Consider the following 15,301-nt stretch of genomic DNA (forward strand, 5'->3'; position numbering starts at 1 on the left):
GGGTTTTGTGTCGCTTCTCCAGATTTTGTGCTTCTTCAGGACTTGTTCAGCGCCCTTTTGATCGGGGGCGTTATAGGCATTTCGCCCCGAAGTGCCGGCCGTGTACCTGCGCGGTGACCAGGGCCATCAAAAGAAAACAATCAAAGCCCCGGAATGTCCGAAGGCTTTATATCAGCGGAGGAAGCAAATGAGCGCGAACAGAGGTGTTGTTTATGTTGGTCCGGGCAAAGTGGAAGTCCGGAATATTCTGGATCCGGTAATGTCATCGCCAGATGGTCGCAAGATCGACCATGCTGTTATTTTAAAGGTGATATCGACCAATATTTGCGGGTCTGACCAGCATATGGTGCGCGGGCGCACAACGGCCGAGCCTGGCCTTGTGTTGGGCCATGAAATAACCGGGCAGGTTATTGAAAAGGGCAGCGATGTTGAACAGCTTGAAATTGGCGATATCGTATCGGTTCCGTTTAATGTCGCTTGCGGCCGGTGCCGGTGCTGCAAATCGCAAGATACCGGTGTATGCCTGACAGTTAATCCGTCCCGTGCCGGTGGGGCGTATGGTTATGTCGATATGGGCGGCTGGATTGGCGGGCAGGCCCATTATGTGATGGTGCCTTATGCCGACTTTAACTTGCTGAAATTCCCTGATCGGGATCAGGCGATGGAAAAAATCCGCGATCTGACCATGTTGTCCGATATTTTGCCGACCGGCTTTCATGGCGCGGTGCAGGCCGGTGTTGGTGTTGGTTCCATTGTGTATGTGGCAGGTGCAGGCCCGGTTGGTCTGGCGGCGGCGGCATCGGCCCGTATTTTGGGTGCGGCCGTTGTAATGGTTGGCGATTTCAACAAGGAACGTCTGGCCCATGCGGCTAAAATGGGGTTTGAGCCTGTCGATTTGTCACAAAGCGACCGGTTGGGCGAGATGATTGCCGAAATCACCGGCAGCCCCGAAGTGGATAGCGCCATTGATGCCGTGGGTTTCGAGGCGCGTGGGCATAGTGGCGGTGAACAGCCGGCGATTGTGCTTAACCAGATGATGGAAATCACCCGGGCGGCAGGTTCCATCGGTATTCCCGGCCTGTATGTTACCGAAGATCCGGGTGCTGTTGACGAAGCGGCCAAACAGGGCAGCCTGTCGCTGCGCTTTGGCCTGGGCTGGGCCAAGGCACAATCCTTCCATACCGGGCAGACCCCGGTGATCAAATATAACCGGCAACTGATGCAGGCCATTTTGCATGGCCGACTGAACATTGCCGATATCGTTAATGCCCAGGTCATTTCGCTGGAAGATGCCGCACAGGGCTATGAAAGCTTTGACCAGGGGGCAGCCAAGAAATTTGTCCTCGACCCGCACGGCATGCTGGCCAAGGCAAGCTAAGGTTAGCTGGCTTTGACCTGCTGAATGTAACGAAAATCCCCGTCAGGTCGTCTGGCGGGGATTTTTATGTTTTGGTTTGCTCCAACAGCCCGGCCTTATGGCGGCTGATTAACCCCGTCGCATGCGGATCAGCTCAAAGGGGCGTCCGTCATCATCCTTGGCGCGGCGGGAGATTTCGTGAAAACCCAATTTGCGATAAAAAGGCGGTGCCAAGGGGTTGGCAGCATAAACCTCGAGTTCCAGCCAGGGTTTGACCGGGCTGACATGTTCCACCAGGGACCGGCCAATATTCCTGCCATGAAAGGCCGGGGCCACAAAAAGCCCGCCAATAAAACAATCGAGCAAACCAATGAAGCCCACCGGAATGTGACCAACGAGGGCAACGTGGTTTTCCGCCTGCGGCAAATAGACATCACGCACGATGAGCTGTTGTTGTAACAGCGTCTTTTCCCCCAAAAAGGCATGCCCAAGGCGCGATGCCGCAAGCCAGATTGCGAGAAGATCGTCGCAATCCTGCGGATCATAGGGGCGTATGGTCAGATCGGAAAGGGGCATGGCGACGTCCATAACCGGAGGCGTTTGGTGGCTTTGAGGCTTTTTTTAAGCCGCGATCCGTTTGTCTTGCTGCCGGTTTTCAGGCTTTTCGCGGTCTTCGCTTAATTTGGTGCGCAGCTCGTCAATATCGCGAATGCGCTTGATCTCGTCAAAGCATTGTGCAGCAGGGGCATGGCCCTTGCGCATCAGCGCGACCCATTGTTTGATGCGCCCGGCCTGATGATTTTCAGTCGCACCGTCCTGTGCCAGAAGGTCGATATAGGCCAACAGAATGCCCAAAACATCGGCCCAGCTTTGTTTTGCCGGTGCTTCGCCAGTTTCCATTGCCTTGATGCGCGCGGCAAGGTCCGGGCAGGCAATGGCACCGCGCCCCAGCATAAAGGACGTGCAGCCGGAAATATCGCGGCAGCGGATATAATCCTCGAGGGTCCAGATTTCGCCATTGGCTGTCATTGGGATGGAAAGGACCTCGCGGATGCGGGCCAGATATTCCCAATGTGCGGGCGGCTTGTAACCTTCCAGTTTGGTGCGGGCATGAACGGTTAAATGTTGCGCGCCACCTTCTTCAACCGCACGGGCATTTTCCAGAAACAGGGTTTTATCGGCATATCCCAGGCGGATTTTGGCACTAACCGCGATATGGCCCGGAACGGCGGCGCGCACGGCACGGACAATGTTAAACAGGTTTTCCGGGCATTTTAACAAAGACGCGCCTGCTTCGCGTTTATTGACGGTTTTGGACGGGCAACCAAAATTGATATCAATGCCCGGTGCGCCCAGTTCAACGGCAAAGGCAGCATTTTCACCCAATAATTGCGGGTCATGGCCCATCAGCTGGACCAGAACAGGCTGCCCGCTGGCGGTTTTGCCGCCCTGATGCAATTCGGGGCAATAACGATAAAAGACATGCGCCGGGAACAGGGTTTGCGACACGCGGATAAATTCGGTAACGCATTGGTCAAAGCCGCCAACCGCACTTAGCAATTGCCGAACGCGCCAGTCTACAAGCCCTTCCATTGGTGCTAACACCAATTGCGTCATCGTCTTTTATTCCCTATCGCGGATTGCGAATTTCGATCAGGTTTTCGGCCGGATCGTAAATATAAACTGACCGAAGCGGGCCGGTAGCACCGGTTCGTTCGATCTGGCCTTCGATAGTTTTCTGTCCGTGCTTGTGCAGATGTTCAATTACGGCGTCAAGCGGTGTTTGGGTTAAAAACACAAATCGGCGGAACCGGGCAGGGGGCGATGTACGTTATCATCAGGAATGGTGTTTGCTGGGTGCAAATTGGTTTTGCCCCCCAAAATGCGGGGCGGCACGGCCATTACCAAAATCCTTACGGTTCATGTCTAAAATGGTTTGATAAAATTCAACAGGGACTGCAATGCTTTTCACGGTCAAAACCAGGTGATCAAGTCTGGTTATTTTCATTGGAAATCCCTATTTATCTGGTAGCCCCAACAGGATAAAAGACATCTGCACTCCGCAGGAATTAAGGGGTGTTGACGATTGGTTTGATTATAAAATACATCATAAACGACGAACTGGAGGATCCCAACGATGCTGTATATTGTGCAAAAGGCATTGGACGAGCTTGAAGCCATGCCGCGTGACAAACGCGAAAGCTACTCCCACGTGGATCGCGAGATTTCCGAGGCGGTCGCCAAACTTCAGGAACTTAAAGATAAGCTCGAAGCTGACGAAAAGAAATAACGCTGGCTTGTCTGGCGTTTGATACCTGATTTTGACGAGCGCACCAGACGCAATGCGGTGTGATATGCCTTGGCGCGGCCTATATGATAGGTCAGGGGCATTTTACATTTCCCGCAGGTTATCGTCCCTGGTAGCCGGTTGCGATGGTAAATTGCGTTCATTGGATATTGGGATAAAGGGCTGCGGTTTCGTAGCCCTTTTGTTTTTTCGCTATTTTTGCGCCATCATCGCCAAAAGTTCTTCGACCGCTTGTGTCGGGTTTATGGAACCCGATAATACGTTTTGTTCGAGATCGGGCAGGGCGCTGCGAACATCTTCGCGCCGGGTAAAGGTTTCCAGCAGCCGGTCGCGCAGCATGGTCCACATCCATTCATGTTGCTGGCGCGCCCGCTTGGCGGCAAATTCGCCTTCTTTTTCCATGATCTGGCGGTGTTGTTTGATCAGGTCCCATGCCTCGTCCAGCCCCTCGCGGGTCAGGGAGGACACCATCATGGATTGCGGGCGCCAGTGATGGCTGGTGGGCTGTAAAATGCGCAGGGCCGATGAATATTCCCGTTTGGCTTCGCGGGCTTTGGCCGGGTCGGCATCGGATTTGTTAACCGCAATCAGATCGGCAATTTCCAACACGCCTTTTTTAATGCCCTGTAATTCATCGCCTGCCCCGGGCAACATCAGCACCAAAAAGAAATCGGTCATTTGCGCAACCATGGTTTCGCTTTGCCCGGCCCCGACGGTTTCGACCAGCACCACGTCAAAGCCTGCGGCCTCGCACAGCAAAATGGTTTCGCGCGTCATGCGGTTGACACCGCCTAAATACCCGCTGCTGGGCGAGGGGCGAATATAGGCGTTGGGGTCAATCGACAGGTCGTTCATCCGGGTTTTATCCCCCAAAATCGATCCACCTGACCGTGCGCTGGTCGGGTCCACGGCCAAAACGGCCACTTTATGCCCCGCTTTGGTGAGTTTGGTGCCAAACGCCTCGATAAAGGTCGATTTGCCAACGCCAGGAACCCCGGTAATGCCAATACGGTGTGATCCGCCGGTATGGGGCATTAACTGTTCCAGCACCTGTTGCGCCTGAGTGAAATGTTCGGGTTTGCGGCTTTCAACCAGTGTAATGGCACGTGACAATATCGTGCGATTGCCCGCCAGAACACCCTCGACTATCTCGGTGGTTTCCAGCACCCGTCTGCGCACCCGGGGGCGCGGGTTGGTGGTGGCGTTTTTACCCGGAATGGTGCGCAACGTTTCCTTCACCAGATATCCTTTGTCATGCCGTCAGGTTTCAAACAGGGCATTTCGCCATGGTTTTTTGCGCTACCTTTTACCCCATCCTGTCGATCATACTGCTTGCACCATCGCACGGGCAAGGTTGGTGCCACTTGTTGCCCTGTATTAACGGGCTATCGAGCCGCCTGTGGCGGGGGCAAATTGATGAAGGCGTAAATGGTAAAATAAACCGGGCACAGACTGTGCTTTGGATACCGCTGCCCGGCTCAGAGTTTTGGTTCTAGGCCGCGTTTGATGTTTCGCCGTCCAGCAATTTTTCCAGTAATTCGCTGGCGGCTTCGGCAATCACGGTGCCGGGCGGAAAAATGGCCTCGGCCCCGGCGGCAAACAGCTTATCGAAATCCTGCGGCGGAATAACCCCGCCAGCCACAATCATAATGTCCTCGCGGCCCAGTTTATCCAGCTCGGTGCGCAATTGCGGCACCAGCGTTAAATGCCCGGCAGCAAGGGAGCTTGCGCCGACGATATGCACGTCGTTTTCAGCGGCCTGGCGGGCGGCTTCTTCTGGCGTCTGGAACAGCGGGCCAATATCGACGTCAAAGCCTAAATCGGCAAAGGCTGTTGCAATCACCTTTTGCCCACGGTCATGCCCGTCCTGCCCCATTTTGGCAATCAGGATACGCGGGCGGCGTCCTTCGGCCTCGGCAAAGGCATCGACCAGGCGCGCCACTTTTTCAAGGGCAGCGTTATTGGCACCTACTTCGGTTTTATAAACCCCAGCGATGGAACGGATAACAGCCTGATGACGACCATAAACCTTTTCCAGCGCATCGGAAATTTCGCCAACGGTGCATTTTGCCCGCGCGGCCTGCACGGCCAGTTCCAGCAAATTGCCCGATTTTTCACCTGCCGCATTGGTCAGCGCGGTAAGCGCACTTTCAACGGCGTTATCGTCGCGTTCGGCCCGCAAACGTTCCAGCTTGGCAATTTGCTGGCGGCGAACTTCGGCATTATCAACCTGCAACACATCTACCGGGCGGTCGTCCGTTACGCGGTATTTGTTCACCCCGACCAGGGTTTGACGGCCGCTATCGATACGGGCCTGGGTGCGGGCGGCGGCTTCTTCGATCCGCATTTTGGGAATGCCGGCTTCAATCGCCTTGGCCATGCCGCCTTGTTCTTCGACCTCGGCAATATGCGCCCAGGCCTTTTCGGCCAGATCGCGGGTAAGACGTTCGACATAATAACTGCCGCCCCACGGGTCGATCACATTGGTGGTTCCGCTTTCCTGCTGCAAAAACAGTTGGGTGTTGCGGGCAATGCGTGCGGAAAAATCGGTTGGCAGAGCCAGGGCTTCGTCCAGGGCATTGGTATGAAGCGACTGGGTATGACCCTGTGTTGATGCCATGGCTTCAATACAGGTGCGGATCACGTTGTTAAACACATCTTGCGCGGTCAGTGACCAGCCCGATGTCTGGCTATGGGTGCGCAGCGATAGTGATTTGTTGCTTTGGGGATCAAATTGTTTGATCAGCTTGGCCCAGATCATACGGGCGGCGCGCATTTTGGCAATTTCCATAAAGAAATTCATGCCAATCGCCCAGAAAAACGACAGGCGCGGGGCGAATTTATCGATATCGAGACCGGCTTCCATGCCAGCACGGGCATATTCCACCCCGTCGGCCAGGGTATAGGCCAGTTCCAGGTCCGCCGTCGCCCCGGCTTCCTGCATGTGATAGCCGGAAATGGAAATCGAATTGAATTTCGGCATGTTTTGCGAGGTAAAGGCAAAAATGTCGGAAATGATCCGCATCGACGGTTTGGGCGGATAGATATAGGTGTTGCGCACCATGAATTCTTTGAGAATGTCGTTCTGGATGGTGCCCGAAAGCTGGGCGTGTTTAACGCCCTGTTCCTCGGCCGCGGCAATATACAGCGCCATTACTGGCAACACCGCGCCATTCATGGTCATGGACACCGACATTTGATCAAGCGGGATGCCATCAAACAGGGTGCGCATGTCATAGATGCTATCAATCGCCACACCGGCCATGCCGACATCGCCAGCCACCCGGGGGTGGTCGCTGTCATAGCCGCGATGGGTGGCCAGGTCGAAGGCAATCGAAAGGCCCTTTTGCCCGGCGGCAAGGTTGCGGCGGTAAAAGGCGTTGGATTCCTCGGCGGTGGAAAAACCGGCATATTGGCGGATCGTCCACGGGCGTTGCACATACATGGTGGGATAGGGGCCGCGCAAAAAGGGCGGCATCCCTGGCATGGTGTGCAAATGGTCCAGCCCGGCAATATCATCGGTGTCGTAAACAGGTTTTACGTCAATGCCTTCGGGCGTATGCCATGGCACGCCCGATGACGGGGCGGTGGGCGTGTTTGCCTTTGTATCAAATAAGGGCAGATCGGAAAAATCAGGGATCCGGGTCATGGTTATTTCACTCCCAGATGGTCAAGGACGGCGGTGGTTGTGGCAACCACATCCGATCCGACAAAAATGAAATCATTAATTCCGGCGGCTTCAAAAGCCCCCCGGTTATCACCGGGATGCCCGGCCAGATAAATTTTGCGGGCACCTGCTGCGTTTAGCGATTTTGCCATTTCAGCGGCATGTTCGGCATATTGTGTATCCGATCCGCAAATGATGGCAATTTTTGCCCCGCTTTGCTTAAAGGCAATGGCCGCATCATGGCCGTTGGCAAAGCCGTTATTGGGAATGGCTTCAATGCCGCCAGCACCAAAAAAGTTACGTGCAAACATTGCCCGTGCCGTATGGTCGGCAACCTTGCTTATATTGCACAGGAAAATTTGTGGTGCCGTACCGGTTTCCATTTTATGTGCCGATGCACGGCGGCGGTTGGCTTCAAACGCCTCGGACAAACGATGTTGTGGCAGTGGGGGTATGCGGCTTGCCGATGACGGGTCACCATACAGGGCATTAAACAATTGTTCGATACTGGCCCCTTTGGCTGCGGCGGTGACCAGATCGCTAAAATCATTGCCAATTTTTACATCAGGCGGCATGGCCCTGTTTTGGGCCGCCGTACGCAAAACCGTAATATCGGGTGTTTCGCAATGCACGGCGGCTTCGTCGATATTGGGGAATTCGGAAACACCGGTTAACGGGTCGCGCCGGGTTGCAAGGCGGGATTCACGTTTTTGCCAAAGATCGGTAATTTCAGCAACGAGACTGCCGTTTTCAACGGCATTGATAATGCCGCCATTGTCTTCGATGGACTGAAATTTTTGCCAGGCATTAAGTGCCAGATCACGGGTCAGGTTTTCAATAAACCACGAACCACCTGCCGGATCGATGACACGGTGAACATTGCTTTCTTCCTGTAAAATCAGCTGGGTATTACGGGCAATACGGCGTGAAAAACCGTCCGGCAAGCCAATGGCATGGTCGTAGGGCAGGCACACAACACTATCTGCCCCGCCCAGCCCGCCGGCAAAACTGGTGACAGTGGTGCGCAGCATATTTACCCACGGGTCCACTTTGCTGATGATTTGTTCGGCCGATATGGCATTGATGGTGATGGGGCAGCCTTCAATGCCTGATGCCTGCAAAATACGCCGCCACATCAGGCGCAGGGCGCGTAATTTGGCAATGCCGGCAAAAAAATCGGTGCCAATGGCCGTGGTAAAAGTAATGCTGGTGGCAGCCTTTGCGCCCTCCATACCGGTATCAACCATGGCACGGAAATAGGCAAGGCCGGTTGCCAGTGAAATGGCAAGTTCCATGCTGTCGGTTGCCCCGGCATTATACCACGGCGTGCTGTTTACCGTTATCGCTGTGGCATTGGGGAATTTATCAGCCATCGTTCGGGCAAAACTGCCGGTCTGTTTTAATGCGGTTGTCAGGTCGGTTGGGCAGTACCCCTCGGCAACATATGTGCTTATCGGGTCAAAATTAAAGGCAGGTGCGGCGTCGGAAATATCGTCTTCGCGGGCCATGCGGGCGGCCAGCAAGGCTGCGCAGGGTATGGTTGCTGCCCCGGCATCCAGTGCGATTGGTGCCAGATTGGTATAAACGCCGTTCAGTGTGTGGTTGAGGTCATCCAGATTATAAACCATGACGCCACCCAGCCCCGCATCATCCCCACGGGCACCCCGACCAAACCTTGCGGCATGATCAAACCGCAGCAAAATGGATGTCACACCACTTTCCAGATCTTCCAGAATGGCATCATTCACCGCTTTGGGTGATGGATGGGCATGGAGCTGGCGAATATCCCAGCCGGTTGCGGCAGGGTTTGCGCCGGTATTTGTTGTTTTTTCATTCGCGTTGGGTGCCGCGGCAAGCTGGCTGTTGGTCGCGATCAGGGAGGGGTGAATTTGGGCGATGTCACCATCAAGATCATCGGCTGTGTAAATGGGCTGAACATCAAAACCGTCGCGCAGGTGTGTTACCAGTTTTTTGTCAAACGGCGCGCCGTTCAGGGCGGCTTCGGCCAGTTTGCGCCATGCTGCATAATCGGCAGGCGGAAATTCAGATGCCAGTTTCAAGCTCTGATCGGTCATGGTTGCTCCCGGTCGCGGTCGATACGAAGTACCGCGCACTGGCGTGGCACCATTGGTTCCCATCGCCCGGTACACCCCGCCCGGCCCCTGTCAGAGAGCGAAACAATCCCGGTAATCTGACTTGTTCCCGGCGTCACAGGCTGCATTGGCGCCCCTGACGTTACGGAACCAACAGTTGCGGGGGCAGTTTCGGATTTGGCAGGGGCCGCACCGAATTCCCGGAAAATGTTCCATGTCCCCTTGCGGGGACGGTCCTGTTTATAGCACCCCCGCCCAATTCAGTAAATAGGCATGGAAATACCTATTTATTCGAAAGGTAGAACCCGGTTAAAATAAGAATCGATGAAAAATAGTGCAAATTCAATTAATAAGGAAAAATTTTGCATGTGTCTGATGGTGTCGAAAAGGCCGTTTGGCGATGTGGGCGCATCAGACTTTGGTGCTATGATGAACAACAGGACACCCGGGAACGGCAAAGAACCATGCCGCGTTTCGGGATTCGAAGACGGGCAGGTTCCCACAAACCAGAGCGATCAACAGCGGTTTCCTTATTGTGCTTAACGGGGGTTTTTGCTGCTGGGCGATACAGGAGCGCTTTATCGCACCAGTATTGCAGGCCATAGGATTGCCCGGGTTATGGAAGTTGGTCGTCTGCATTTCACGGGCAGAAATGCGTTAACAGAATTGTTCCCGGACTGGGGCGAAGAAATTTTCCCCGCCCATGTTTATCACCCTTCGCGCCACCATCCACCGGCCAAAACCCGTGCATTTCTGGCGTTTGTTGCATCATTGCGGGAGAAAGCCGTTTAAATGCGGCAAAATTTCGACATTTAACCAATTCGACATTTTCAGCCTCTATGGTCGGGCTGTCCTGAAATTCGGAGAGAAGCCATTCATGAACGCGCTAAGCGCCATGCCGCCTTATCCCAGCCTGTCTGGTCTGGTGGCCTTTGCCGACGACAGCCCCAGTGCCAAAGCCGCCCTTGAGACGGTTTTGCGGCGTGCGGGATATGCTGTTGCAGGGTTTGATTGCGCCGATGATTTGATCGATTCGCTAGATGGTATGGCACCTCGCGCCATTATTCTGGATCTGGAAATGCCCGGTATGAGCGGCTTTGAAGCTTTTTGCGAAATTCGCCGCCGGTTTCCCAGTTCAAATGATGTCCCGGTTTTGTTTTTTTCCGCCCATTACGATGCCGATACTCGCGCCCAGGCTGAAGCCCTTGGGGCGGCTGATTTTATCAGCAAGGATTCCAGTCCGATGGTTGTTATCGCGCAGTTGAACCGCGTTTTGGAAAACGTTCTTAGCCATTAATTCATCAATATTTGCTGCGCGCTCGCGTTAGACCGCTATTGCCAATGGTGCGGTAACGGGAGTGGCGGCAAAATAAAACCCGCCGGTCGCATCGCAACCGGCGGGCAAGCTCCCTTGTCCAGGCACCCGGTGTTAGCCAGTGCCATCGAAGGCGTATCCTTCGTTACCGAAGTGATACACGCGGTCTGAATCCAGAACGCCTGCTGGTGGAATAACGGGCAGACTGGCAAGACGCGTATAGAGATTTTCAAAATCCTGTAACGTCGCCTCGAACAGCTGTTGATAGCTCTCAAGAACGAAGTAGGTTTTTTGAAAATCGTCGATCTTGTAGTCTGTTCGCATCACACGTTCCAGTGCAAATCCGATGCGATTTGGTCGTGGGTCGCTAAGGCAATATAAAGTCTCGCTTTTTGACGATAACATTCCTGCGCCATAGGCACGCAAACCGTCTGTAGTTTTGATCAGACCAAATTCCACCATGTACCAGTACAGCCGGGCGAGCTGCTTTAGTGACCCGTGTTTGATCGCTTCCGGGCCTTTGGCACCGTAGGCCGCCAGATAATCGGCAAATACCGGATCAAACAGCATGGGCACATGGCCAAAAAAATCGTGAAAAACGTCGGGTTCGACCAGATAATCGATCTCTTCGGGTTTGCGCAGCCACACCGTTACCGGAAAACGGCGATTGGCAAGATGATTAAAGAACGCATCATCGGGCACAAGGCCGGGCACGGCGACCAGCCGCCAGCCGGTGGCAGCAAAAAGCTGTTCGCTGATTTTATCGAATTTTGGAATGCCATCCTGCGCGTTCATCCGTGCCAGATTGGCAATAAAATCGTCGGCGGCCATGCCGGGTAAAATTGCACTTTGGCGCTGATACAATTCGCGCCACAAGGCATGTTCGGCGGCGCTGTACTTTTCCCAGTTTTGATCGACTGTGTAATCGTCATGGGTATGGCTGTAATCTCCGCGCAGGTTAGGGGCCGGAGCCTTTGGCGCACAAGAGGGCGCTAATTGGGCGCTATCATTGCCGTTTTGCCTTTCTGCCGGGCTAAAATGCGGATCGGTGACAAAGGAAGGTGTTTTTTCGGCCTGAAACCTGTTCATGACGTTCCTCACTGACGAATAAGTCTCCGGCATTCTGGTGGCCGGTTTCGGGTATTTGTGAAGATTGTATTTTACAGTAGTTTCAGCGTCATTTCCGGGCGATATGGATGCGTTTTTATGGTTTGTATGTCATGATGTGACTGATTATTGCGATTTTGGGGTTAAAAATGACGGATGTTGAGCTTTCGGCAACGGATGTGAAAATTTTAAATGTCCTGCAAAAGGATGCCAGCATAAGCAATGTTGCCCTGGCTGAAATTGTGGGTATGTCACCATCGCCCTGTTTGCGCCGGGTGAAACAGCTAGAGGCATCGGGAATGATCCGTAAAACCGTTGCCCTGCTGGATCGCAAAAAAGCAGGGTTGGGGGTTTTGGCAACGGTTCAGGTCCGTTTGCAGCGCCATACCGAAGCTGGTGCCGAAGATTTTGCCCGTGCGATGAATGATTTGCCCGAGATTTTGTCGTGCTGGGCCATGACCGGGCGGCAGGATTTTTTGTTAATGGCACTGGCACAAGACATTGAAAGTTTTGGTGATTTTGTGACCCATAAATTGCTGTCGATGCCCAATGTACGCGATGTGCAATCCAGTTTGGTGCTTAAGGAATATAAAAACGAAACCGCCATTCCGATCAGGGTGGATCCGTCGGCGCGGATATAGATGTAAGGCACGATGCAGGGCAACGAGCAGGCAGGTTCGTGACAGCAGATGTGCCAGGTGCAATGGTCGCCGAAAACCGGCAAGGAAGGGGCTTTACACCGCCTTCCTGCCAGATCGTTTGTTATTGTGCAGCCTGTTGGTCATTGGCAATTTTGAAAAACGGGTCGCAACAGGTGCCTTCGGGCGTGCAACCATATGCCGGGGTGTCATCAGGTGTGAAATCGTCCTGTTTCCATTGTTTGTAATGGGCAGGCGTATAGTATATCCGGTTGTTGACGTAATCGTAAACGATGCGCCCGTCAGCCGCGGCAAAGGCATATTGGTCGTCCCACTGGTCTTCCATCTGGGTAAATTCGACATAGCCCGTTAGCGGAATGTTTTCCTGCCCTACTTTTGAAAAACGCGCCGCGTAATAGTTCCATCGCTGGCTGTTGGTCATTCCCCCGGTTTGATTAAGGGTATTCATGACTTCGGCGCGGTTTTGTGTTTTTAGCACTTCGGTCATATGAATTTCGTTGTCAAACCCGGAAATATCAAGGACTGGCAGGTGGTCAAGAGCATTGCCATGCGGGGACCGGGCAGCATTTTGCCAATAGGCGGGGTTAAGGGCAAAGGGACCGTCAATATCGTCGGGCGGATAAAAATGACCGGCTTCGAGCGTGGCTAAATCATAGGCCAGCAGGGATTTGGCCATTTGTTGCAGGCCAGTGGTCAGGATCGCACGGTTAACACCCACCGTGGGAATAACCAGCCCGGACAAGGTGTTGGTTGATGCCGTCTGAACATCTTCAGGCAAGGCTCCCCAATTATTGCATTGATCAACCGGCCATTCTTTTCCCTGCCCGACAGGGGAGCGGCCCGACCATAGCTGCGAGATCGCATCCTGGGGGGTAAGCCACTTGTTTTCGGCCACGGCGGGTGACGCAAGGCTGTTCGATATGACGATGCTGCAAAGGGCGAACAAGGCTCGTTTCATGACGGGATACTCCTGATAATGTTACACGGGGTGATTGAAACACACCCTGTTATCGGGATGCTGCCGACGCGTGGGAACGGGACTGGTTCCCCTGTAAAGGATGGTGAAAAGCAAATTGTAACCGGTTTTATCGTGCGGTCCGCGCCGTGAACGGTTCTTGCCTTTTGCCTGTGATTTCAGGCATAGGAAAGATTAGTATTCGATGACCGATATAACCCGTCCCCCATATGCGGAGCCCATCATGACCAATCGTGCCAACCCGATCCTTGTTGAAGCCACCCGTGGAACCATGGTCGAAAGTTTTCATCGCGGGCGTTATGTGGTGATGAAAGCCGATGGCACTGTAATTGAGCAGGGCGGCGATATTGATGCGTTGATGTATCCGCGTTCCGCGATCAAGCCATTATTGGCAATTCCGATGGTTGAAAGCGGTGCGGCCGATGCGTTTAAATTGGAAGACCAGCATATTGCGCTGGCCTGTTCGTCGCATAACGGTGAGGAACGCCACGCCCATACTGTGGCGGCATGGCTTGAAAAACTGGGGTTGTCGGTTGATACGCTGGAATGTGCGCCGCATTATTCGCTGCGACTGGCATCGGCGATTGAACAGGCGGTGGACCATGTACAACTGACCAGGGCGCACAATAACTGTTCAGGTAAACATTCGGGCTTTTTGACAACGGCGGTGCATTTGGGCGAAGACCCGACGGGGTATATCAACGAAGCCCACCCGGTGCAGCAACGCCTGATTCGCATTTTGGAAGAAATGGGCGATTGTGATTTGTCATCTGCGCCACGCGGTATTGATGGTTGCGGAATTCCGGTTATTGGCATGCGGTTGCGCGATTTGGGGCTGGCAATGGCACGTATGGCCGATACCAGTGGCCTGGCCCCGGCACGCGCACAGGCAATTACGCGGATTCGCAAGGGCTGTGCGGCTGACCCGTTCATGGTGGCAGGCACCGGGCGTTTTTGCACCAAGGTGATGGAAGTTTGCGGTACCGATGCTTTGGTCAAGGTCGGCGCCGAAGGCGTTTATTGCGCAGCATTTCCCCAACAAGGATTGGGCGTGGCCCTTAAAATTGATGACGGTGCCCAACGTGGTGCCGAGGTGGCAATGGGGGCATTGCTGCGTCGCCATGGCGTGATTGATGATGCCCGTGCGGCAACTCTGAAAGATTATTTGACGCCGGTTCTAACCAACTGGGCGGGCAAATATGCCGGTGATATGCGCCCCGCCTTTTAAGGGCAGGATCGCACAAGGCCTTTAGGGCTGTTTACCACTATAAATGCCATCCCGGTCAGTATGCGAATGGCGGGCATATTGGTATTGGTATTCTTGCCGCTACCATCGCCGCTAACGCGGGGACAAACCGTAATATTTGGGGCTGTTAGCCAGGTGTCCTGCAATGATCAATGTCGCCTAAGTCAATTGACGTGGCATTGATGGTGCTGTGGTACCCCGTTTTCGGTATTTCGAAATATCAGGGCGTGAAAGGGCTGTTGTGTCACTGTTGTTTTATATCGCTGCCGCGACTGCCGAAATAGCCGGATGTTATGCATTTTGGGCGTGGTTGCGAAACGATAAATCGCCGTGGTGGACTGCCCCGGGAATGATTGCCCTGGTGATTTTCGCGGTTTTGCTGACCCGCGTTGATACCGCATTTGCCGGGAGGGCGTTTGCGGCCTATGGCGGGGTTTATATCGCGGTATCGCTGCTATGGTTATGGCTGGTCGAAGGAATGCGCCCCGACCGCTGGGATATGGTCGGGGCTGGCATGTGTGTGGCCGGGGCAATGGTCATTTTGTTTGCCCCGCGTTAGGGCGCGGAACCTGC

The 15,301-nt window shown here is 54.0% G+C and carries 14 protein-coding genes and 1 riboswitch; of the genes, 7 read left to right on the top strand and 7 right to left on the bottom strand.

The genetic code is table 11. The features are described from left to right. The first annotated feature begins 187 nt into the window (after window positions 1-187). On the top strand, window positions 188-1,378 hold the full coding sequence (fdhA, locus tag J4E05_RS12375; RefSeq protein ID WP_349595973.1) for a formaldehyde dehydrogenase, glutathione-independent: 1,191 nt from the start codon (window positions 188-190) through the stop codon (window positions 1,376-1,378). Window positions 1,379-1,486: 108 nt separating this feature from the next. Here fdhA and J4E05_RS12380 read toward each other — a convergent pair whose 3' ends face one another. Beyond that, a complete protein-coding gene (locus J4E05_RS12380; RefSeq protein ID WP_349595975.1) occupies window positions 1,487-1,933 on the bottom strand; it encodes a GNAT family N-acetyltransferase in 447 nt (148 codons plus the stop codon). A 45-nt stretch (window positions 1,934-1,978) separates the two neighbouring features. Then, window positions 1,979-2,974, bottom strand: a complete 996-nt coding sequence (locus J4E05_RS12385; RefSeq protein ID WP_349595978.1) for a tRNA dihydrouridine synthase — start codon at window positions 2,972-2,974, stop codon at window positions 1,979-1,981. Window positions 2,975-3,494: 520 nt separating this feature from the next. On the opposite strand from J4E05_RS12385, the gene J4E05_RS12390 reads away from it, so the two are divergent. Next, the gene (locus J4E05_RS12390) at window positions 3,495-3,647 is read left to right on the top strand and encodes a hypothetical protein (RefSeq protein ID WP_168184971.1); all 153 of its coding nucleotides are present in this window, start codon (window positions 3,495-3,497) and stop codon (window positions 3,645-3,647) included. A gap of 210 nt (window positions 3,648-3,857) precedes the next feature. On the opposite strand, the gene meaB is transcribed toward J4E05_RS12390, so the two are convergent. The 3 genes from meaB to J4E05_RS12405 form a co-directional block, all read right to left on the bottom strand. Then, window positions 3,858-4,904: a methylmalonyl Co-A mutase-associated GTPase MeaB gene (gene meaB, locus J4E05_RS12395; protein ID WP_349595980.1), complete on the bottom strand. Its 1,047-nt coding sequence runs from the start codon at window positions 4,902-4,904 to the stop codon at window positions 3,858-3,860. A gap of 253 nt (window positions 4,905-5,157) precedes the next feature. Then, window positions 5,158-7,314, bottom strand: a complete 2,157-nt coding sequence (gene scpA, locus J4E05_RS12400) for a methylmalonyl-CoA mutase (protein ID WP_349595983.1) — start codon at window positions 7,312-7,314, stop codon at window positions 5,158-5,160. A gap of 2 nt (window positions 7,315-7,316) precedes the next feature. Beyond that, on the bottom strand, window positions 7,317-9,407 hold the full coding sequence (locus J4E05_RS12405; RefSeq protein WP_349595986.1) for a methylmalonyl-CoA mutase family protein: 2,091 nt from the start codon (window positions 9,405-9,407) through the stop codon (window positions 7,317-7,319). 95 nt (window positions 9,408-9,502) lie between these two features. Next, window positions 9,503-9,673: riboswitch (cobalamin riboswitch) on the bottom strand. Between the two features lie 370 nt (window positions 9,674-10,043). Between J4E05_RS12405 and J4E05_RS12410 the strand changes: the two genes are divergently transcribed. Further along, window positions 10,044-10,217 (top strand): hypothetical protein, encoded by a 174-nt coding sequence (locus tag J4E05_RS12410; RefSeq protein WP_168184970.1) that lies wholly within the window; start codon window positions 10,044-10,046, stop codon window positions 10,215-10,217. Between the two features lie 85 nt (window positions 10,218-10,302). Then, on the top strand, window positions 10,303-10,722 hold the full coding sequence (locus J4E05_RS12415; RefSeq protein WP_085594593.1) for a response regulator: 420 nt from the start codon (window positions 10,303-10,305) through the stop codon (window positions 10,720-10,722). A 132-nt stretch (window positions 10,723-10,854) separates the two neighbouring features. On the opposite strand, the gene phhA is transcribed toward J4E05_RS12415, so the two are convergent. After that, entirely contained in the window at window positions 10,855-11,829 is a 975-nt protein-coding gene (phhA, locus tag J4E05_RS12420; protein ID WP_349595990.1) for a phenylalanine 4-monooxygenase, read from the bottom strand. 167 nt (window positions 11,830-11,996) lie between these two features. Between phhA and J4E05_RS12425 the strand changes: the two genes are divergently transcribed. After that, window positions 11,997-12,488 (top strand): Lrp/AsnC family transcriptional regulator, encoded by a 492-nt coding sequence (locus tag J4E05_RS12425; protein WP_349595993.1) that lies wholly within the window; start codon window positions 11,997-11,999, stop codon window positions 12,486-12,488. A gap of 121 nt (window positions 12,489-12,609) precedes the next feature. Here the strand turns inward: J4E05_RS12425 and J4E05_RS12430 are convergent, their stop codons facing one another. Continuing rightward, the gene (locus J4E05_RS12430) at window positions 12,610-13,464 is read right to left on the bottom strand and encodes a hypothetical protein (protein ID WP_349595995.1); all 855 of its coding nucleotides are present in this window, start codon (window positions 13,462-13,464) and stop codon (window positions 12,610-12,612) included. A gap of 241 nt (window positions 13,465-13,705) precedes the next feature. Between J4E05_RS12430 and J4E05_RS12435 the strand changes: the two genes are divergently transcribed. After that, window positions 13,706-14,710: an asparaginase gene (locus J4E05_RS12435; RefSeq protein ID WP_349595998.1), complete on the top strand. Its 1,005-nt coding sequence runs from the start codon at window positions 13,706-13,708 to the stop codon at window positions 14,708-14,710. A gap of 259 nt (window positions 14,711-14,969) precedes the next feature. Continuing rightward, window positions 14,970-15,287: a YnfA family protein gene (locus J4E05_RS12440; RefSeq protein ID WP_349596000.1), complete on the top strand. Its 318-nt coding sequence runs from the start codon at window positions 14,970-14,972 to the stop codon at window positions 15,285-15,287. Window positions 15,288-15,301: the final 14 nt, after the last annotated feature.

This window comes from Thalassospira sp. NFXS8 (assembly GCF_040148805.1).
Taxonomy (GTDB): domain Bacteria; phylum Pseudomonadota; class Alphaproteobacteria; order Rhodospirillales; family Thalassospiraceae; genus Thalassospira.